At 47.3% G+C, this 20,237-nt stretch carries 17 protein-coding genes and 1 tRNA gene; 8 read left to right on the forward strand and 10 right to left on the reverse strand.

The window, feature by feature from the left end; translation table 11 throughout:
• Positions 1 to 3: 3 nt before the first annotated feature.
• Together KVT36_RS20575 and paaA are read right to left on the reverse strand one after the other, a co-directional pair.
• On the reverse strand, positions 4 to 390 hold the full coding sequence (locus KVT36_RS20575) for a 1,2-phenylacetyl-CoA epoxidase subunit B (RefSeq protein ID WP_089906974.1): 387 nt from the start codon (positions 388 to 390) through the stop codon (positions 4 to 6).
• A gap of 50 nt (positions 391 to 440) precedes the next feature.
• Entirely contained in the window at positions 441 to 1,439 is a 999-nt protein-coding gene (paaA, locus tag KVT36_RS20580) for a 1,2-phenylacetyl-CoA epoxidase subunit PaaA (RefSeq protein WP_217605330.1), read from the reverse strand.
• 99 nt (positions 1,440 to 1,538) lie between these two features.
• Between paaA and KVT36_RS20585 the strand changes: the two genes are divergently transcribed.
• Both KVT36_RS20585 and KVT36_RS20590 read left to right on the forward strand, forming a co-directional pair.
• Positions 1,539 to 2,150 carry a hypothetical protein gene (locus KVT36_RS20585; RefSeq protein WP_217605331.1) on the forward strand — a complete coding sequence of 204 codons (612 nt, stop codon included), beginning with the start codon at positions 1,539 to 1,541 and terminating at the stop codon, positions 2,148 to 2,150.
• Between the two features lie 149 nt (positions 2,151 to 2,299).
• Complete coding sequence (locus tag KVT36_RS20590) at positions 2,300 to 3,769, forward strand: S41 family peptidase (RefSeq protein ID WP_217605332.1); 1,470 nt, start codon at positions 2,300 to 2,302, stop codon at positions 3,767 to 3,769.
• 172 nt (positions 3,770 to 3,941) lie between these two features.
• Here the strand turns inward: KVT36_RS20590 and KVT36_RS20595 are convergent, their stop codons facing one another.
• From KVT36_RS20595 to KVT36_RS20610, 4 genes are all read right to left on the reverse strand, one after another.
• Entirely contained in the window at positions 3,942 to 4,880 is a 939-nt protein-coding gene (locus KVT36_RS20595) for a M28 family peptidase (RefSeq protein ID WP_217605333.1), read from the reverse strand.
• 88 nt (positions 4,881 to 4,968) lie between these two features.
• Positions 4,969 to 7,104 (reverse strand): ferrous iron transport protein B, encoded by a 2,136-nt coding sequence (gene feoB / locus KVT36_RS20600; protein ID WP_217605334.1) that lies wholly within the window; start codon positions 7,102 to 7,104, stop codon positions 4,969 to 4,971.
• 240 nt (positions 7,105 to 7,344) lie between these two features.
• Positions 7,345 to 9,162 (reverse strand): PspC domain-containing protein, encoded by a 1,818-nt coding sequence (locus KVT36_RS20605; RefSeq protein ID WP_217605335.1) that lies wholly within the window; start codon positions 9,160 to 9,162, stop codon positions 7,345 to 7,347.
• A 60-nt stretch (positions 9,163 to 9,222) separates the two neighbouring features.
• A complete protein-coding gene (locus KVT36_RS20610) occupies positions 9,223 to 9,561 on the reverse strand; it encodes a PadR family transcriptional regulator (RefSeq protein WP_217605336.1) in 339 nt (112 codons plus the stop codon).
• A gap of 297 nt (positions 9,562 to 9,858) precedes the next feature.
• Between KVT36_RS20610 and KVT36_RS20615 the strand changes: the two genes are divergently transcribed.
• From KVT36_RS20615 to KVT36_RS20625, 3 genes are all read left to right on the forward strand, one after another.
• Positions 9,859 to 10,146 carry a hypothetical protein gene (locus KVT36_RS20615; protein WP_217605337.1) on the forward strand — a complete coding sequence of 96 codons (288 nt, stop codon included), beginning with the start codon at positions 9,859 to 9,861 and terminating at the stop codon, positions 10,144 to 10,146.
• Positions 10,147 to 10,334: 188 nt separating this feature from the next.
• Entirely contained in the window at positions 10,335 to 11,990 is a 1,656-nt protein-coding gene (locus KVT36_RS20620) for a SulP family inorganic anion transporter (RefSeq protein WP_217605338.1), read from the forward strand.
• 60 nt (positions 11,991 to 12,050) lie between these two features.
• Positions 12,051 to 12,731, forward strand: a complete 681-nt coding sequence (locus tag KVT36_RS20625) for a carbonic anhydrase family protein (protein WP_217605339.1) — start codon at positions 12,051 to 12,053, stop codon at positions 12,729 to 12,731.
• A 91-nt stretch (positions 12,732 to 12,822) separates the two neighbouring features.
• Here the strand turns inward: KVT36_RS20625 and KVT36_RS20630 are convergent, their stop codons facing one another.
• The 3 genes from KVT36_RS20630 to KVT36_RS20640 all read right to left on the reverse strand — a co-directional run bounded on the left by KVT36_RS20630 (position 12,823) and on the right by KVT36_RS20640 (position 16,132).
• Complete coding sequence (locus tag KVT36_RS20630) at positions 12,823 to 13,959, reverse strand: methionine aminotransferase (RefSeq protein WP_217605340.1); 1,137 nt, start codon at positions 13,957 to 13,959, stop codon at positions 12,823 to 12,825.
• A 97-nt stretch (positions 13,960 to 14,056) separates the two neighbouring features.
• Positions 14,057 to 15,151 (reverse strand): mannose-1-phosphate guanylyltransferase, encoded by a 1,095-nt coding sequence (locus KVT36_RS20635; RefSeq protein WP_254640112.1) that lies wholly within the window; start codon positions 15,149 to 15,151, stop codon positions 14,057 to 14,059.
• A 6-nt stretch (positions 15,152 to 15,157) separates the two neighbouring features.
• Complete coding sequence (locus KVT36_RS20640) at positions 15,158 to 16,132, reverse strand: SIS domain-containing protein (protein WP_217605341.1); 975 nt, start codon at positions 16,130 to 16,132, stop codon at positions 15,158 to 15,160.
• A gap of 154 nt (positions 16,133 to 16,286) precedes the next feature.
• Between KVT36_RS20640 and recQ the strand changes: the two genes are divergently transcribed.
• The 3 genes from recQ (at position 16,287) to KVT36_RS20655 (ending at position 19,412) form a co-directional block, all read left to right on the forward strand.
• Complete coding sequence (gene recQ / locus KVT36_RS20645; RefSeq protein ID WP_217605342.1) at positions 16,287 to 18,488, forward strand: DNA helicase RecQ; 2,202 nt, start codon at positions 16,287 to 16,289, stop codon at positions 18,486 to 18,488.
• An 8-nt stretch (positions 18,489 to 18,496) separates the two neighbouring features.
• Entirely contained in the window at positions 18,497 to 19,270 is a 774-nt protein-coding gene (locus tag KVT36_RS20650) for a DUF3050 domain-containing protein (RefSeq protein ID WP_217605343.1), read from the forward strand.
• Positions 19,271 to 19,339: 69 nt separating this feature from the next.
• Positions 19,340 to 19,412 (forward strand) — tRNA-Phe (locus tag KVT36_RS20655).
• A 133-nt stretch (positions 19,413 to 19,545) separates the two neighbouring features.
• On the opposite strand, the gene KVT36_RS20660 is transcribed toward KVT36_RS20655, so the two are convergent.
• Entirely contained in the window at positions 19,546 to 19,974 is a 429-nt protein-coding gene (locus tag KVT36_RS20660; protein WP_217605344.1) for an ORF6N domain-containing protein, read from the reverse strand.
• Between the last annotated feature and the right edge of the window lie 263 nt (positions 19,975 to 20,237).

Consider the following 20,237-nt stretch of genomic DNA (forward strand, 5'->3'; position numbering starts at 1 on the left):
ATATTATGCTTTGGGCGGCTTTACGGCCTCCCCTTTAAATTTGTTGATCTTATCCATTACTTTGAAACCACTGGCATCCCTATACGTTTTTTCCAGGTTGTTGGCAAACATATCCTCGTCCTCCAGGTCAAAGGCCAGTATATCCGCGCTGCGCACCACCCACAGGTTCACGCATTTTTTTCGGCGGCCAAATTGTTCCTTTGCAAATACCAGCGCCAGCTGCGGGTCCGGGGCATGTACACAGCCTACGTGCTCATGATGGGCGCCTCTTTTTTCCTGGTGAAATACTTCGTACACATTCCAGTTCTCCCCCTCTTCGACCTTAATGGGATCATCCGCATTCCCCAGCTTTAAGCGGTTCACACGTGGATCATATGATTGGTTGGACATGCATTTTCATTTTTTGTTGCTGAAAGTAGTACGTGGAACAGCCACCCCCGCTATGCTACCGGCAGGGCCCTTCTTTCTTTCGGGTTCATTAATGCCTTACGTACCCAGCGCCCTTCTTCCTCCGCCCATCTGCGTACCTGCAGCCGCTCCTGGTTACATGGGCCGCCGCCGTTGATCACTTTAAAGAACAGGTCCCAGTCAGGGTCAGTATACTCCCAGCGGCCGGTCTCGATATTTTTATGCAGCAGGGGATCCGGCAGGGTAAGCCCCAGCTCCCATAGCTTAGGTACATAAGTATCCAGGAACTGGTTCCGCATTTCATCATTACTGGCCATTTTCACCCGCCACTGCATCAGCTTTTCAGAATGCTGTGATACTTTATCCGGGGGGCCAAAGAAATGCATAATAGGCTGCCACCAGCGGTTCAGCGCATCCTGCAGCATAGCTTTTTGCATAGGCGTGCCCGTAGCCAGCGATATCAGTGCATCATGCCCCTGTTTCAGGTGAAAGCTTTCCTCATAACAAATACGCTCCAGCGCACGGCAGTAGGGGCCGTAGGAGCCTTTGGCGTTAGCCACCTGGTTCACAATGGCTGCCGCATCTATCAGGAAACCTATCACGGTCACATCCGCCCAGGTTTTGGCCGGGTAATTAAATACATTGGAATATTTGGATTTACCGCTCAGCAGGTCATTGATCATAGCCTCCCGGCTTTTGCCCAGGGTTTCTGCCGCATTATACAGCAGCTGCCCATGGCCTATTTCATCCTGTACTTTAGCTATCAGCGCCAGCTTGCGCTTAAAGCCCGGCGCACGGGTTATCCAGGTTCCTTCCGGCAAAGCGCCTATTATTTCAGAATGGGCATGCTGTTCTATCAGGCGGGTTAGCTGCCGCCGGTATTCTGCCGGCATCCAGTCGCCCGGTTCTATCTTTTCTCCTTTGGAAATACGAGCCTCAAAAATGGCCAGCTTTTCAGGGTCATCGTGCTGCTGCTCCTCGCGCAACTGTTTTTTGTTGGGCTCATCAAAGATGTATCCTCCGCCGTACATGGGACGATTGTTTTGGTCAATTGTAAATTACGATTTTTATACATTCCGCCGGAAAATCCTTTAAATTACAGCAGGCCGTTTTATGAGCTGCTAACCGAAATGTTACTGCCCTTCTGGAGCATATTAAACGCTTTGATACCCATTGCCGGTAGCACTGCAGGCCCGCCCGCCGTGCAGGATACACCTGTTATAAAAGTGGTGTTCACCATGGATAACCGCGCGGACGATCCCGATAGCGATACCCTCTTTTACCCTACCCGCCCGCTGCGCTGGTCCGATTTCCGGGGCATCCCTTCTCTTTCCGGCAATAGTGGCGCTATAGCTTTTACCAGCTTCTCTTACGAAGGCAGCAGCCGTTTGCAGAAAGATACTCTGCGCATTACCCTTAACCTGCAGGTGTTCTTTATCCGCAGCGCATCCTGGGCACGCGCCGGTGTTATGGACAGCTACTCCCTGGCCCATGAGCAGCTGCATTTTGATATTACCTGGCTGGTGGTGCAGCGGTTTAAACAAAAGATCCTGCACATGGAGCTTACCAGGGATGATTACGACAGCATGATCCAGTATGAATACCTGGAATCTTTCCGGGAAATGAACCGCGTACAGGATGAATATGATGAAGAAACCCGCCATAGCATAAACACAACAGCCCAGCGGGAATGGGCTGGCAGGGTAGCGCGTGAGCTGGAAGCGTTTGATACCGATAAATGACTGCGGTCTGGTCTGCCAAAATGCGCCCGGCGTATTGCTTTATAGATAATTTTAGCTTGCTGGCCGATGCATTCCCTTTACCGGATAACATTTAAAGGCAGGAAACGTTTATTTAATTAGCTTTAAGTAAATAATAAACCCATAAACTTATGTCATCTAACCGTTGGGGAGCCCTAGTAGGGAGCTGTGTTGCTTTACTATTCTTATTGAATGCCTGCAAAAAAGATCACGGAACTCCTGTTACGCCCATTACAGATACTACCGGCACCGGTGGTAATATTGCTACAGTGAAAGATTCTATGTACTTCATTTTCAAAGATGAATACCTGTGGAATGATGTGATCCCGGATTCTGCCACCTTTAAGCCCAATAGTTACTCCAGCCTGGATGACTTGTTCGCTGCCCTTATTTCCTATAAAAAGAATGCAGCCGGCAAAAACATGGATAAGTATGGTTTTCTGGATAATGGAACGGTGGCCGGTGAGATCAATGAAGGCATTGCCGGGGATTTTGGTTTGGATTTAGGCTATAATGATGAGAGCGATCTTCGGGTGCTTTATGTGTACCAGGGTTCTCCTGCCTACCAGGCGGGCATCCGCCGTACCTGGCAAATAACTGCGGTTAATGGCAATACCGATATGGAATCCACCAATGCCAACATCACACGGATCAGCAACGCCATCTACTACAGTAACAGTGTAACACTTACCCTTAAAAAGCCTGATGCTACCTCTGTTACCGTTACCCTTAATGTGGCTAACTACAATATTAACCCGGTGCTGTATAGCAGCGTGCTGAATGTAGGCGGCAAACGTGTAGGTTACCTGGTATTTAACCAGTTCATTTCCCTGGATAAAACCCAAACCCAGCTGGATGCTGCGTTCGATAACTTTGTTACCAACAATGTAACCGACCTGGTAATAGATCTCCGCTACAATGGCGGCGGGTCTGTTGAAACGGCAGAATACCTGGCCAACCTCATAGCGCCCACTTCCGTTGGTACCGGCAATACCTCGCTGATGTACAAGGAGTACTACAATACTAACCTTACTAACCACCAATACAGCAATTACCTGAAAACTAAAAAGGTGCCTGGCGCCAATTATTCCTGGGGCGATGTGTTTGACGATTGGGTAAGCAACCCCTCCTTCTTCTTCTCCAAAAAGAAAAGCGTAAATGTTCCTAATGTGGTGTTTATTGGTACCGGTTCCACGGCATCGGCCAGTGAGCTTACCATGAATGTGCTGAAACCATATATGAATGTGAAGCTGGTGGGCGATACTACTTACGGCAAACCGGTTGGTTTTGTAGGCATCACCATTGGCGGCAAGGATATGTATGCTGTATCCATCTGGTCAAAGAACTCCCAGAACCAGGGGGATTATTTCGACGGATTTTTCCCGGATGGTGGCACTGCTACCTATGAGGATTTCTCCATTGACTGGGGTAGCACCAGCGAGCTGCTGCTGCGCAAGGCGCTTATTACCCTGGGTGTGCCGGAAAGTGCCCTGGGGCGCATCAAACCGTCTACAGAAAGCCTGCGCACGTTCCGGGAAAACATCCACATGCCTGAGCATAAGTTTAAGGGTATGATTGAAACCCGGCGTAAGTTCAAATAGATTTTGAAAACCTTATCTATACACAAGTGGCCAACCGGATCGGTTGGCCACTTGTATTTTTATTGTGGTTTGATTGCTGTGCTATTGGTATGCTTCCCTCCTAAAAAGGCTCCGTAATTGCTGCGCAACCCTAGTGACATCCCTCCCCCCTACATAAAACCCTACATCTTTTTTAATAGATCACTTTAGACCGCGCTTTATTCCCCGTTAGCTCAGTATCCGCTGCGCTTAGCACCATCCTTATGGTTTGCACTGCACGGTAATAGAACGATGGATCAATATGCTCAAACTCATCTCCCACACGGTGGTAGTCCGCATGATCCTCTACCCCGAAGTACAGGAAGGGAATACCTTTTTTATGGAACTCGTAATGGTCGCTTTGTTTGGTCCAGTCCTGGGCGCCATCTTCCGGCCGGTCATGGCCGGTTAGCAGCTTAATGGCGCTGCTGTCGGCTGCCCGGGTTACAAACTTCTTCAGGTCGGGATTCTGGTAGGTACCGCAGGCGTACAGCTCCTGTTTTTCATTCCGGCTTACCATATCCATATTCAGGTTCATATGCACGCTGGCAGCAGGCACCGGCAGCTGCTGCACAAAGGCTTTGGCGCCTTGCAAGCCTTCCTCTTCCCCATCCAGCGCGGCAAATACCAGGGTATGCAGGGGCGGATGCTGCTGGTAATATTTAATGAGCGATAGTAGTGCGGCGCTGCCGGAGGCATTATCATCGGCCCCGTTAAAAATGCTGTCTGCGCTGTTAGCCTGGTGGCTGATGCCCAGGTGATCATAATGCGCTGTTATAATGATCACGTTATCCGTTTTACCGGGAATATAGCCGTACAGGTTAGTACCCATGATCTTCTTATCCCCCTGCGTAAAGTAAAACGGGTATTCGTATGTACCATGAAAAGGTTGCAGGTCGGCCTGTTTAAAGCGGTCCATAATGTAAAACTGCGCCAGCCGGTTCCCTTTGGTGCCGGTTTTACGGCCCTCAAACTTATCGGCGCTCAGGGTGCGTATGTCTTTCATTAATTGGAGGGAATCAATAGCCGGCCGTTGTGCCAGCGCCCCTAATACGGGCAACAGTGCAATGGTAACAAGCAGGAACTTTTTCATACGTGCAAGATACTTAATTACGCTAAACGCGGAATGCAGAATGCTTAACGCTAATGCATCAACAGGCACGCTGCGTTCAGCCTAAATCCTACTTCAGTATCTGGTAAGCTATAAAACTGCAGATGTACGCCAGCGCCGTCATATACACCAGCTGTATGGCCGGCATTTTCCAGGACTTGGTTTCCCTTTTTACAATGGCCAGGGTGCTCATACACTGCATGGCAAAGGCATAGAACAGCATCAGGGAAAAACCGGTAGCCATGGTGTATACCGGGCTGCCATCGGCCCGTACGGCGGCATGCATTTTTTCGCGGAGGGTGGCATCATTATCTTCCGGGCTTTCACCTACGCTGTACAGGGTAGCCATGGTGCCTACAAATACTTCGCGGGCGGCAAAAGAGGTAATAAGCGCAATGCCTATTTTCCAGTCAAAACCCAGGGGGCGTATAGCGGGTTCTATGGCATGGCCCAATATGCCGGCATAGGAATTGGCCAGCTTTTCTGATTGGTAGGCTTTATCCAGCGCATCTTTATCATTGGGGTTAGCGGCCATTAATTTCTCGTACTTGGCATGTACCGGCTGCATTTTGCTGCCAGGGCCATAAGAGGCCAGGAACCAGAGTATCACAGATATCACCATAATCACTTTACCTGCATCTGTAATAAATATACGGGCCTTTTCCAGCATGGTGGTACCTACGTTCTTCCAGCGGGGCGCCCGGTACACAGGCAGCTCCATAATAAAATAGCTCTTTTCCTTAATGGCCACAAACCATTTCATGATAGCAGCTATTACCAGGGCCATAAAAAAGCCCAGCAGGTAAAGCCCCATCATTACTAACCCCTGCAGGCTTAAAATGCCCAGCACCTTACGGTCCGGTACCACCAGCGCAATTATAACTGTATAAATGGGCAGGCGTGCGGAGCAGCTCATTAAAGGGGTTACCATAATGGTTATCAAACGCTCTTTCCGGTTCTCAATACTACGGGTAGCCATAATAGCCGGTACCGCGCAGGCTACACCGCTGATCAGGGGCATTACAGATTTACCGTTCAGCCCCACCTGCCGCATCAGGCGGTCGGTTAAAAAGCTGATGCGGGCCATGTAGCCCGTATCTTCCAGCAGGGTTATTAACCCAAACAGGATCATGATCTGTGGTATGAAAACGGCTATGCCGCTAATACCCGCTACCACACCATTGATCAGCAGGTCGCTGAACTGGTTGTCCGGCAGTATGCCGGAAAGGCTGCCGCCTAACCAGCCAAAGGCGGCCTCTATACCGTCCATAGGGTAAGAGGCCAGCCAGAATATGCTCTGGAACAGGAAGAACAGCACTACCAATAATATCACATACCCCCAGAAACGGTGCAGCAGTATATCATCCAGCTTTTCGGTTTGCAGCTGTTTCTGCAACGGATCGGCCTCCACTACGGAGGCTTTCATAATATGTTTTATGCGGCCATAGCGCTGCATAATTTCCTCTGCCTGTACCTTGGTTTTATTAAACTTGTGGGTTTGCAGGGCATTTTTAATGGCCAGCTTTTGCCCGCCATTCAGGAAATGCAGCTCATCGCTGTTCACTGCTATATGCAGGGCGGCATAATCGCTGCGCACCTGTACGTATTTTTTCACCTCGTCCACCACTTCAGGCGCCATAATATGGCTGTCCACAAAATCGCGCACCGGCACGGGGAAGTGCTCCCTGGCCAGCAGGTCTATATTCTTCTTCAGTTCAGGAATACCTTTGTTCTTGCGGGGGTTAATGGCCAGCACGGGCACGCCCAGCTCACGTTCCAGCCCGTTCAGATCTATTTCCACGCCTTTTTTGCGGGCAATATCCATCATGGTAAGGGCTATAATAACAGGGATCTTCAGGTCTATGATCTGGGAGCAAAAGAGCAGGTTGCGTTTCAGGTTAGAGGCGTCGGCAATAATAAGGATCATATCAGGCCGGTCTTTCCCCGCAGGGTTCACCAGCACATCATAGGTCACAAATTCATCGGCGCTTTTAGGATACAGGCTGTAGGTACCGGGTAGGTCAATGATGTTGGCATGCAAGGCATTGGATATGCTGCTGCTGCCGGTTTTCTTATCAACCGTAACCCCTGGAAAATTACTGACCTTCTGATTTAAACCCGTTAATGCATTAAAGAGTGAGCTTTTCCCGCTATTCGGATTTCCTACCAGCGCAATATTGATTGCTGCGTTTTTCGTTGCCTGCATTCCTTATCCTTGTCATCGAAAGTTTCAAATATGCAAAGCTAAATATTTAAAAGCGAGGGTAATGATCGAATCCGGAAAAAAAGAAGAAACCGGGGGTAATATCCTCCCGGGCATCCACTACCAATGCCGGTTCCTTGAGGCAAATGAAAAAGACAGATATGAACGAAAGAAACCACGGTGGATACCGTGGTTTTCATTTCTTCTCGTTAACTATTGAACTTATTGTGATGAATGAAAAACTTATTTCAGCATGTTATAAACGCTGTAAATGACCAGGGAAGCGCTTTCCACCGCCGGTACCTCCAAGCCTGCATTTATGCTGGCAGCGGTAGGGGTAACCGGCTTTTCCTTTGTTTTTTCTTCTTTCTGATCCTTCTCCTGCTTATCCTGCTTTTCTTCCGGCGACTGGTAACGGTAGTTATCCTGCAGGGAATCATCTCCATCCCTTTTTTCATGGTGGCGGGGTTTCTTCTCAATATGAATGTTATCCAGGCCGTCTATAGTCATTTTCAGCTCCACGGGGCCATCATGGTCGCGGTCCCAGTCATCCCAGTCATCCCACCAGTCATTATCATTCCACCCGTGTATGAAGTGGTAGTGATGGTAGGCATCCTTCTCCACTTCAATATCCTTACCTATAGGTACTTTTACCACTACGGTAATACGCTGTTCCCGGAAGTGGGAGTTACGTGGTATGCTGATGCCTGCAGGCAGGTACAGGATAGAATCCTGCTGGTTCATCTGGAACTGTATTTCGCGGGCCAGGGCTTTGGCCTGGGAAACGGTTCTGCCGCGGGAGCTGCGGAGCACTTCCACCTGGAAGCTGTCTGTAACACTCTTTTCGATCTTTACACGTATGTTGTCAATGATGGCGGTATCATCGGTTACCCGCAGGCCGCCTTCAAAAAAGTCCACATCATCCATCTCCACCAGGTCATCTGTCTTTTTAATGATCAGCTTTCCCTTGCTGGGCTGTACCAGGGGGTAAGTTTCCTTTTCCCGGAAGCTGGTACGGAAATCCTTTACAATAGATACTATCAGCCAGGTGCCGCACAGCAGGCCTAACACCCACAGGAAGCTTAAGGTATAACCCACGTACCGGTTCGTCTGTTTTACGCCGGTAAGCTTACGGGTCAGGAATATAATAAGACCTACTACGGGAATGCCTATCAGCAGGATCACCGCCGGCCAGAACAGCATATTCTGGAAGCCGGATGAAAGTAACAGGCTTTTAAGTGGGAAGAGGGCCGCGGAGGAAGCAGCGATAGCAATACCGGCTATTATAAGGCTAAACAGTATTACCACTGCCAGGAAGTAAAAGAACCCTTTGGTTACAAACAACAGCACTTTCCCCAGACCGGTAAAGAAACTGCGGAAGATCCGCTCAATATCGTTACCAACCTGCCTTCCGCGGCCCTGCGAAAAATTTTTGATGTCGTCGCCAACATTTTTGAACTGGCTTTTCATGGCGTTGATCTCATCCTGCACTGTAGCGCGGATGTTGTTCACATCCACCCGCTCACCGCGCATTTCCAGCTTTTCAGTCGCTGTATTGGCTTCGGGGGTGGCTATCCATAATATAAAGTATACCAGTATACCGCTGCCAAAACCGCCAATCGCCAGCAGGGCAAATATGATGCGGAATATCACGGGGTCTACATTCAGGTAAGCCCCCAGGCCGCTACATACGCCACCCAGTACTTTATTATCCGGGTCGCGGTACAGGCGTTTACGCGGGCGGATGTTGGGGATGGCCTGTTCCGCAGCGCCGGTTTGGGCGCTTTCTTTGGCAGCATCTTCCTCAAACTGCTCCGGCGTACCCATGGAGGTTTTGATGGCTTCCACGTCCTCATCGGTGATGCAATGAGCGCCTTTTTTCAGTTTATCCTGGAATAATTCCGCTATCCGGCTTTCAATGTCGCTGACAATCTCGTCGGCCCCTTCCTCCCTGGCAAAATAGCGCTTCAGGCTATCCAGGTACCGCCTCAATATCTCATAGGCGCTATCCTCTATGGGTATTAATCGGCTGGCGAGGTTTATGTTAATAATCTTTTTCATCTTTACAGTTTTGATTTTCAACAGCGGGAACTGTTTAACAGATTTTAGGTGATATAATGTTTAAAGGATGGTATTGCTTTGCGTGAGCTGATGGACCGCATTGGCCAGTTCATTCCACGTTGTTTCCAGCTCCCGGTAAAAGGCCTCTCCCTTTTCGGTCATGGAAAAATATTTTCGTGGGGGCCCTGAGCTGCTTTCTACCCAACGGTAGGTTAGTAGTTCTGCATTTTTCAAACGGGTCAGTAAGGGATACAGGGTGCCCTCCAGGATGTCTAGCTTCGCCTCTTTCATTTTTTCAATAATGTCTGAAGGATAAGCTTCTCCTTGCTTGATAACGGAAAGAATGCAGAACTCCAGCACTCCCTTCCGCATCTGCGACTGTGTGTTATCTATATTCATGGCAAGTGAGCTTTTTAACTTTACAATTCAAAGATAGGGAATATTTACTACTATGCAATACACAATACCATAGAAAGCAAAATAATTGGTTTAGACAATTACCTATCAAAACAGTTAGATCAGCCACTATGGCTCATCAGCTCAAATTTATACTCAAAACAGTAGCGGATTTTATGTGATGAATGGTTATATATTGGGATGAAAAAGGGACCAGGGGCTTTTAACATTTTTTTAATTGTCGTATTTTCAAAGTATAAACTTGGTTAATTACTTTTGTTCCAAGTGTATCTATAAAACATGAAGAAATTTATCAGCATATGCCTCCTGGTACTTATGGGTACCCAACTGCTCCCGATCAAGGAGATGGGCAAGCTGCTGTTTAATAACCAGATTGTTGAGGAACACCCCGTAGATGGTTGCACAGATATTGTGAAGCTGGCCAAAGAGGTTAAGTACTACGACCATTTTGATGATTCCCTGAAATTTGCTCCTGAGTTATACCTTAATATAGTGCAGTACCAACTCTTTGAAGATATTCCTTCTGGTCCTGCCCGCGAAATTCACGCTCCCCCACCCAATTGTTAAGCATACCTATGGTTTTTTTTACGCCTTACTATCCTGTAATGCGTGTCCTCTTGTATTTACATTTTCACATGCTGTTCCACTGCGCTGGTACGATTTAACATGGTATATACCTGTGTTAGATCGCACATAACGCCGTCGCAGCTCAGTCGTGTGAATAAAAGCTTAACAGTTAAATCCCCTTTGCGATTATGAGCAAGCAACCTTCTTTTTTCTCGAATGTAAAAAGCGACCTTTCATCAGGCCTGGTAGTATTTCTGATAGCTGTGCCGCTTTGCCTGGGTATAGCCCTGGCTTCAGGTGCGCCTTTGTTTTCCGGCTTAATATCCGGTATTATTGGCGGCCTGATTGTTGGTTCCCTGAGCGGTTCACAGCTAAGTGTGAGCGGCCCGGCTGCCGGCCTTACTGCCGTGGTATTAACGGCTATTACCAAGCTGGGAGCTTTTGATGTATTCTTATTATCCGTATTCATTGGCGGCGCCCTGCAGTTAGGGCTGGGCTTAATAAAAGCCGGCACCGTGGCCAATTACTTTCCCTCCAATGTTATTAAGGGTATGCTTACCGCCATTGGTCTTATCATTATCTTAAAACAAATACCGCATGCCTTTGGGTATGATAAAGATTCTGAAGGCGACTTCACCTTTATACAGGTTGATGGGGATAACAGCTTTACCGCGCTGCTGTCCGGTATAAATCATATTCACCTGGGCGCTACCCTTATCACCATCGTGTCTATATTGATCATCCTGTACTGGAGCAAAATACCCAAGCTGAATGTAATACCATCTGCCCTGGTAGCAGTAATAACCGGTGTGCTGCTGAATATGCTTTTCCTTAGCACTGGCAGCAGCCTGGCCCTTACGCCCAGCCACCTGGTAAATTTGCCGGTAGCCGATAGCTTCCAGCAGTTTGTAGGCCAGTTCACCCTGCCCAATTTTGGCGCTATTGCCAATAAAGAAGTGTGGATTGTGGGTATTACCATTGCCATAGTAGCTTCTGTAGAAACCTTGCTGAACGTGGAAGCCACCGATAAGCTGGATCCACTGAAACGCCATACCAATCCTAACCGTGAGCTGCGTGCACAGGGCATTGGTAATATGGTAAGCGGTTTAATTGGCGGCTTGCCTATTACCTCCGTAATTGTGCGTTCCTCCGCCAACATTAATGCCGGCGCCCGTACCAGAATGTCTGCCATTACCCACGGCCTGCTGCTGCTTACCTGTGCCGCTTTAATACCCATGGTGCTGAATAAAATACCGCTGGCCACCCTGGCAGCCGTGCTGCTGGTTACCGGTTACAAGCTGTGTAAGATCTCCATTTTCAAGGAAATGTTCAGCAAAGGCAAGTACCAATGGGTACCGTTTGTGGTAACACTGGTAGCCATTGTGTTCACCGATCTGCTGATAGGCATAGCCCTGGGTATGGCCGTGAGCGTGATTGCCATTTTAAGAGGCAACATGAAAAGCCCTTATTATTTCCGTAAAGAGCAATACCATACCGGCGATACCATTCGCCTGGAGCTGGCGCAGGAAGTATCCTTCCTAAATAAAGCCAGCATATTGCTTACGCTGGATCATTTACCGGAAAACAGTTCTGTGGTAATAGACGCCAGCAACACGGTGTATATAGATCATGATGTGCTGGAAACCATCCGTGAATTCAGGGATGTAAAAGCCGTACAAAAAAATATAAGTGTGGTGCTCACCGGCTTTAAAGAGGTATATAATATCTCCAACACGCCCAGCGAGGAGCTGGATGGCCATCATGCGGCCGCGCGGGCCGGGCATGTACAGGTAATATCCTCCGGTAATCATGAGCAGCTGTTAAAAGAGCTGGAGCTGAATTAACGGGGAAGCATGCCTTCCGTTTTTCAATTCTTTTATTCACAAACCATTAAAAAAATTAAAATGAAAACTTTAGATAAAATGTCCCAGGCAAACTTAACACCGGAACAAACTTTACAATTGCTTAAACAAGGCAATGGCCGTTTTGTAGATAACCTGCAGATAGACCGTAACCATTTACAGCAGGTAAATGAAACCTCTGATGGCCAATGGCCCATGGCTGCTATTGTAAGCTGTATGGATTCACGCACCTCTGCAGAGCTGATCTTTGACCAGGGACTGGGCGATATTTTCAGTATTCGTTTAGCCGGTGCAGTTATTTCTGATAATGTGCTGGGTAGTTTGGAATATGCCTGTAAAGTAGCAGGATCCAAGTTTATTGTAGTGCTGGGCCATACCAAATGCGGGGCTATAAAAGGCGCCTGCGACAAAATAGAAATGGGCAACCTTACAGGGCTGCTTAACAAGATCACTCCTGCCGTGTACGCGGAAAAAACCATCCGCGAAAACAGGAACTCGCATAATCATGCTTTTGTGGATGCTGTTACCAGATTGCATACAGAACGCTCTGTACAGGCTGTGCTGGAGCAAAGTATGATACTGCGGGAAATGATCCTGAATGGTGAGGTAGGAATAATAGGCGCATTATACGATGTTGAAACCGGTATTGTAACCTTCCTGGATCATACCCAGGTAGTGGGTGCAAACAGTTTGTACGAACAGGAGCTGGTAGCGGTAAGCTAACCGGGATTTAACTCATAAGCATTTCGTACTGCTCGTAATACAAAGGACAGCCGTCTCTTTTTTAAGAGATGGCCTTTTTTTTAAGTATGGATTAAACCTTTCTCAGTCTTTCCGCCGCTTGTTCCAGGGTGGTTTTCCTTTTGGCAAAACAGAACCGGATCACGTGATCATCCTGCCCATCCTGGTAAAAGGCAGATACGGGTATGCTGGCTACGCCAAATTCTTTGGTGATACGAATGGTGAGATCTTTATCCCCTTCATCGGAGATCCTGTCATAACGCATCAGCTGAAAATAGCTGCCGTAACAGGGCAGCGGCGTAAATTTAGTATCCGCCATCAGCTGCAGAAAGTAATCCCTTTTTTCCTGGTAAAAGGCCGGCAGGTCTAAGTAGTGCTCCGGGGTTTCCAGGAATTTGGCCAGCCCGTATTGCATGGGGGTATTTACAGAAAAGCAAAGGTACTGGTGCACCTTACGGTACTCCTTCATCAGGTGGGCCGGGGCTATGCAGTAGCCCATTTTCCAGCCGGTTACATGAAATACCTTGCCAAAAGAAAAAGTAACAAAGCTGTTCTTAAACAGGTTGGGGTATTTTAATATGCTGTGATGCTGCCCGCCGTCATAAATAAGGTGCTCATATACTTCATCACTTAACACCAGCAGGTTATGCGCTGCTACCAGCTGTTCCAGCTCCCGTATATCCGCCTCCGTTAGTATGCTGCCGGTAGGGTTGTGCGGGGTGTTCAGCATGATCATGCGGGTGCGGGATGTTATTTTGCTGCGTACCAGCTCCCAGTTTATACGGTATTCCGGAAAGGTAAGCGGTATTAGTACCGGTACGCCGCCATTCACCAGTACGTTGGGTATATAGCTATCGTAAGCCGGTTCAAAAATAATCACTTCATCGCCGGGTTGTATGCAGGTGGCAATGGCCGTAAATATAGCATAGGTGCCGCCGGGTGTAATAGTGATCTCTGTATCCGGGTTAATGGTTTGCGCGTAGGAATTGTATATCTTTTTTGCAATGGCTTCCCGCAGCGGCATAATACCCGGCATGGGCGCATACTGGTTATGGCCCTGCTGCATGGCAGCATTCACTACCTCTTTTAAGGTATCATCGCAATCAAAATCCGGAAACCCCTGTGAAAGATTAATGGCCTTGTGTTCTGCGGCCAGGGCAGACATGACGGTGAATATAGTGGTGCCTACGTTAGGGAGCTTAGAGATCATACTTTACAAATTAACAGCCGTGCAAAGTGATTTAAACCATTACTGTTGTTAAAAAACGGCCTACCCCGGGCGGGCAGGCTATGAACGCTTCGCGTTCCTACAAAAACTTATCTCCCTTATTCCGTTTAACCTCTGCCACGTATTCTTTGATCTGCTGTTCATTTTCTTTTTTGCAGATAAGCAGCACATCATTGGTATCTATCACTATAAATTCATCTAAACCCTGCAGCACTACCAGTTTTTCGGGTGCGGCTTTTACCATACATTTGGTGGCATCTATTACCACCACATTCTTGCCCTGCACGGCATTGCCCAGGTAATCCTTTTCAAGGTTCTCGTAGGCTGATGCCCAGGTACCCAGGTCGCTCCAGCCGAAGTTGGCGGGGATCACATACACATTATCCGCCTTTTCCATAATGCCATAGTCAATGGAAATGTTGGTGCATTGGGGGTAAATACTGTCCACCAGCTCCCGCTCTTTAGGCGTATTCAATGCATCGCGGCCCTGCACAAACAGCTCGTCTATTTCAGGCAGGTATTTTTTAAACGCGGCAATAATAGTTTTTACATTCCACACAAAAATGCCGGCGTTCCAGAGAAAATCGCCGCTTTGCAAAAAGGTTTTGGCCAGCTCCAGGTTAGGCTTTTCAGTGAATGTTTTTACCTCGTACACATTATCAGCCACCTGCTGGGTTTCATATTGAATGTAACCGTAGCCGGTATCCGGGCGGGTAGGTTTAATACCCAACGTTAATAATGCGGTGTTCTTTTGTACAAATGTAAGGGCGTTCAGGCAGGCTGCGGTAAAGGCCGGGCCATCTAATATCAGGTGGTCAGCAGGTGCGCAAACCACACAGGCCTGCGGGTCCTGCTGGTGTATTTTGTAGGAAATATACGCTACACAAGGTGCGGTATTTTTGCGGGAAGGTTCACACACCACGTTGGCAACCGGCAGCTCTCCAAGCTGCTCCTTTACCTTACTCTCATAATGCTGGTGGGTAACCACATATATGTTCTCTTTTGGCACAAACGCTGCAAAGCGCTCATAGGTCCACTGGAGGAGGGTTTTCCCGGTATTCAGTATATCCAGGAATTGTTTGGGGTAATCTGTACGGCTGTAAGGCCAGAAACGGCTACCTATTCCTCCGGCCATAATGGCCACATAAAAATGCCTGTTCATTTGTGTCGTCATCGCTTGTCAAATAATCCCTTCCCTGATAAGGTCATGTAAATGAATGATGCCAATATACCGCTTATCTTCCATAACCAGTAACTGGGTAATATCGTGCTGGCGCATTTTTTCCAGGGCATTGATCGCCAGCTCATCCTTTTGTATGTGCTTGGGATGGGCCGACATAATATCCCTGGCAATTACCGTTGCAGTATTAATATTTTTCTCCAGCATCCGGCGCAGATCACCGTCGGTAATAATGCCGCACAATTGCTCTTCCGGATCCAATACAGCGGTTACGCCCAGCATTTTGGAAGATATTTCCAGGATCACTTCCTGCAGGGGGCTGTCCAGGTGCACGCGGGGTGTTTGATGGTGCCGGCTCAGGTCCCCTACTTTCAGGTACAATTTTTTGCCCAAAGTGCCGCCGGGGTGGAATTTAGCAAAATCTGCAGCAGTAAAACCGTGCCATTCTATCAGGCATACGGCCAGCGCATCGCCCATTACCATTTGAGCGGTGGTGCTGGTGGTAGGCGCCAGGTTATTAGGGCAGGCCTCCTGGGTAACCGTGGTGTTAAGCACCAGGTCCGCTTCCTGCGCCAGGTAAGAGCTGGTATTGCCTACCATGGCAATAAGGGTATTGCCAAAACTCTTTACCAGTGGCAGTAATACCTTTATCTCAGGGGAGGAACCGCTTTTGGAAATGCACATCACCACATCGTGCTCCTGTATCATACCCAGGTCGCCATGAATGGCGTCTGCAGCATGCATAAATAAAGCAGGCGTACCGGTGGAATTTAGCGTGGCTACAATCTTTTGCCCAATAATGGCGCTCTTGCCAATACCGGTTACAACCAATCGTCCCGCACACTGTGCAATTATCTCCACAGCCCTTTCAAAGTCCCCGTCCACAAATTGCTGCAGATCTCTTATTGCCGCGGCCTCTAACTGAAGGGTCCGCAATGCGGTTTCACGGATGTTAATAGCTGTTGTTTTTTTCATCTTGGCGGCACAAATTTACCTCAGTTTATATAAATTCTGTTGTAATTCAGGGGTTTTTTAAGTAACTTCGTGTCCCCTAAAAATCATATAACCAATAAACGTAATTCGTTAGTTCTTTAGAGTTTTGAATGTATATCGTTAAATCTTGAATGCAATGGCTGTTGTAAAGGTAAGTTTGTTAGATGCATTACACGAACACTTTGGGTTCGATTCCTTTAAAGGGAACCAGGAGATTATTATAAAGAGCATACTTTCCGGGAAAGATACTTTTGTAATTATGCCAACCGGAGGAGGGAAATCCCTTTGCTACCAGTTACCCGCCCTGATCAGTCCCGGATGCGCGCTCATTGTTTCTCCTCTTATTGCGCTGATGAAAAACCAGGTAGACCTGGTTCGTTCCTACAGCAGCAAGGATAATGTTGCACACTTCCTCAATTCTACTTTATCTAAAGCACAAATAAAAAAAGTACGTACCGACCTGCTGAGCGGCAAAACCAAATTGCTGTACGTAGCGCCGGAAACACTTACCAAACAGGAAAACCTGGATTTCTTCAGGGACCTGGAGATCTCGTTCTTTGGCGTGGATGAGGCGCATTGTATCTCTGAATGGGGCCATGACTTCCGGCCGGAATACCGCCGCCTGAAGGAGATGATAGACCAGATCAACCCGAACCTGCCTATTATTGCCCTTACCGCTACTGCTACCCCTAAGGTGCAAAGCGATATTGTAAAGAACCTGGTATTACGCGAGCCGGAGATCTATATTTCATCCTTTAACAGACCTAACCTGTATTATGAAATAAGGCCCAAACGCAAGAAAGACCAGACCATCCGCGAAATAGTAAAGTTCATCCACTCACATAAAGGCAAAAGCGGTATTATTTATACCCTGAACCGTAAAACAACGGAGGAGCTGGCCGATATGCTGATGGCTAATAATATAAAAGCCGTAGCCTACCACGCCGGGCTGGATTCCAATACCCGCGCCCAGCGCCAGGATATGTTCCTGCTGGAAGAGGTGGAGGTGATCGTAGCTACCATTGCATTTGGAATGGGGATCGATAAGCCGGATGTGCGTTTTGTGATCCACTACAACATTCCCAAAAGCCTGGAGAACTATTACCAGGAAACCGGCCGTGCCGGCCGCGATGGACTGGAAGGCATCTGCCTTTGCTTTTACAGCCATAAAGATGTGCAGAAGCTGGAGCACCTTATGCGCGACAAGCCGCTGAGCGAACGCGAAATGGGCGCCCAGTTAATTAACGAAACGGTAGCATATGCAGAGAGCGCTGTATGCCGCCGTAAAGTAATTTTGCACTACTTCGGAGAACATCTTGAAAAAGACAATTGCGGCAACTGCGATAACTGCCGTAACCCGAAGGAAAAAATAGAAGTAAAGAACCGCGTGGTGATAGTGCTTAAAGCCATTAAGGCGCTGGATGGGCGTTTTGGTACAGAGTACGTAGTAAATATTATTACCGGTAAAAGCAATCCGCAGATCACCACCTACCGCCATGATCAGCTGGAGATATTTGGCGAAGGCAAAGAGTTTGATTCCCACTTCTGGAATTCCCTCATCCGGCAAATGATGCTGGAAGGGCTGATAGAAAAAGATATTGAGGAATACGGCGTACTGAAGGTAATGGACAAAGGCAACAAGTTCCTGAAAAAGCCTTACTCCATTATGGTATCCCTTAACCACCAGTTTGATGATGAAGGAGGCGGCGATGATGATGAAATGACCGCAGAAGCCCAGGCCTCCGCAGATCCGGTGCTGTTTGAAATGCTGAAGGACCTGCGTAAAAAAGTGTCTAAGGAAAAGAATCTGCCTCCCTTTGTAATATTCCTGGAAACCTCCCTGGAAGATATGGCCACCCAGTACCCTACTACCGTACAGGAGCTGGAAAAGATACAGGGTGTTAGCAAGGGTAAAGCCATCCGGTATGGTAAACAGTTTGTTGACATCATCGGCAAATATGTGCAGGAGAATGACATTGTAAAACCGGACGATTTTGTGATGAAAAGCGTGGTGAATAAAAGCGGTTTAAAAGTGTTCATTATCCAGAACATTGACAAAAAAATGCCGCTTGAAACCATTGCCAAAAATAAAGAGTTAAGCATAGCCCAGCTGCTGGATGAAATGGAAACCATTGTAGCCAGCGGTACAAAACTAAACCTGGATTACTGCATTGACGAAGAGCTGGATGATTATGCCCAGGATGAGATCATAGAGTACTTTAAAGGCTGCGAAACATCCAGCCTTGCGTTGGCCCGTGAGGAGTTGATCGAAAGCGACTACACCATTGAACAATTAAAGCTCATGCGCATTAAGTTCCTGGTGGAATACGGAAATTAAAAGCAGGAATGAATACACTGATCAAGGATGCGATAGCACCCTTAAGAGAAACCATTATCCAACATCCCCTATACCGCCGCATCCAACACATTGATGATATACGGCTATTCATGCAATACCATGTATTTGCAGTTTGGGATTTCATGTCATTATTAAAATCTTTACAAAACCGGCTCACCTGCACCACCATTCCCTGGATGCCTGCCGGCAATGCAGCCACCCGTTTTCTTATTAACGAAATTGTAACCGGGGAGGAAAGTGATCTGGCGCCGAATGGCGCCCGTACCAGCCATTTTGAGCTATACCTTCAAGCCATGCAGCAGGCAGGCGCTGATACGCAGCCTATATTGGTTTGCCTGCAGCAATTACAGGCCGGCGTTAACATAAAAGCAGTACTGCAAAATACTTCTATACCTGAAGCTGCCCGCTCTTTTATGCAATACACCTTTGACCTGATTGAGCAGGCGCCGGTACATATACAAGCCGCGGTATTCACTTTTGGCCGTGAAGACCTGATCCCCGATATGTTTTTAAATATGATCCAGGACCTGGACAAACAATTCCCCGGGCAGATCAGTATTCTCAAATATTACCTGGAACGGCATATTGAAGTAGATGGCGATCATCACAGCCAGCTAGGCATGCAAATGGTGGAGGAGCTATGTGGTACCAATTCCCTGAAATGGCTAGAAGCAGCCGGGGCTGTGAAAACAGCTTTGGAAAAGCGCCGGCAGTTATGGGATGGTATTTATCAGGAAATAACGGCTTCTGTAACAATTTGATCCAATAATATTTGGAAATTAAAATCGAAAACTATTATCTTTGCACTCCCTTCGCAAGAAGGATTAGGCGGTGCGGTAGCTCAGTCGGTAGAGCAAAGGACTGAAAATCCTTGTGTCGGCGGTTCGATCCCGCCCCACACCACTCTAAAAATCAAGCGATTATAACGAAAGTTGTGATCGCTTTTTTTATGCCACTACTACAATACTACTACATCTCTTTCCTATTCCAAATCACCCTGGCATCATGCCATCATTTGCCATGGAATAATAAGCATCTATATTCCACATTCCCGGCCATATGATTTACGCTCTTCCAGCAAAAGATTTAATGCCTCATAAATATCCTCAAAGTGTTTACCATATTTCGTTTCTATCTCTTCAATCTTTCGGGCCAATTCTTTATAGTTATAAGCATGTTGTCTTAGTAGTACAAACGTTCTTATGATTGCGATATTTACAGATATTGCTTTGGGGCTGGGAAGTACTGTGGATAACATTGCAACGCCCTGCTCTGTAAAAGCGTAAGGCATATAACGGGTCCCTCCTCTTTTTGAGGTCACAAATTGTGACCTCAAACTATCAAATTCATCCGCATTGAGTTCAAACATAAAATCTCCAGGGGACCTGTCAATATTCCTTTTTACCGCCTGTTTCAATGCTTTGGTCGGTACTTCATACATCTCTGCCAGATCAACATCCAACATTACCTTTTAATCTCTGATCTCAAAGATCTTACTTTGTATTGTTGTTAACTGCATACTCCATAGCGCTTCTTAGATCATAACATCTCCATACTTTATACTCAAACCTTAAATAATCGCTAATAAATCCACCATTCGCATTTTGTAGTCCCCATAGAGATACTTTCACATACTCACTCTTTTCTTTCTTCCATTAATGAATTTTGTCTTTTAATTTGCGAATGCCATGTTAAGGATCACGTTAGAATATCCGATACTAAGTGTTA

The organism is Chitinophaga sp. GbtcB8 (assembly GCF_019091455.1).
Taxonomy (GTDB): Bacteria; Bacteroidota; Bacteroidia; order Chitinophagales; family Chitinophagaceae; genus Chitinophaga.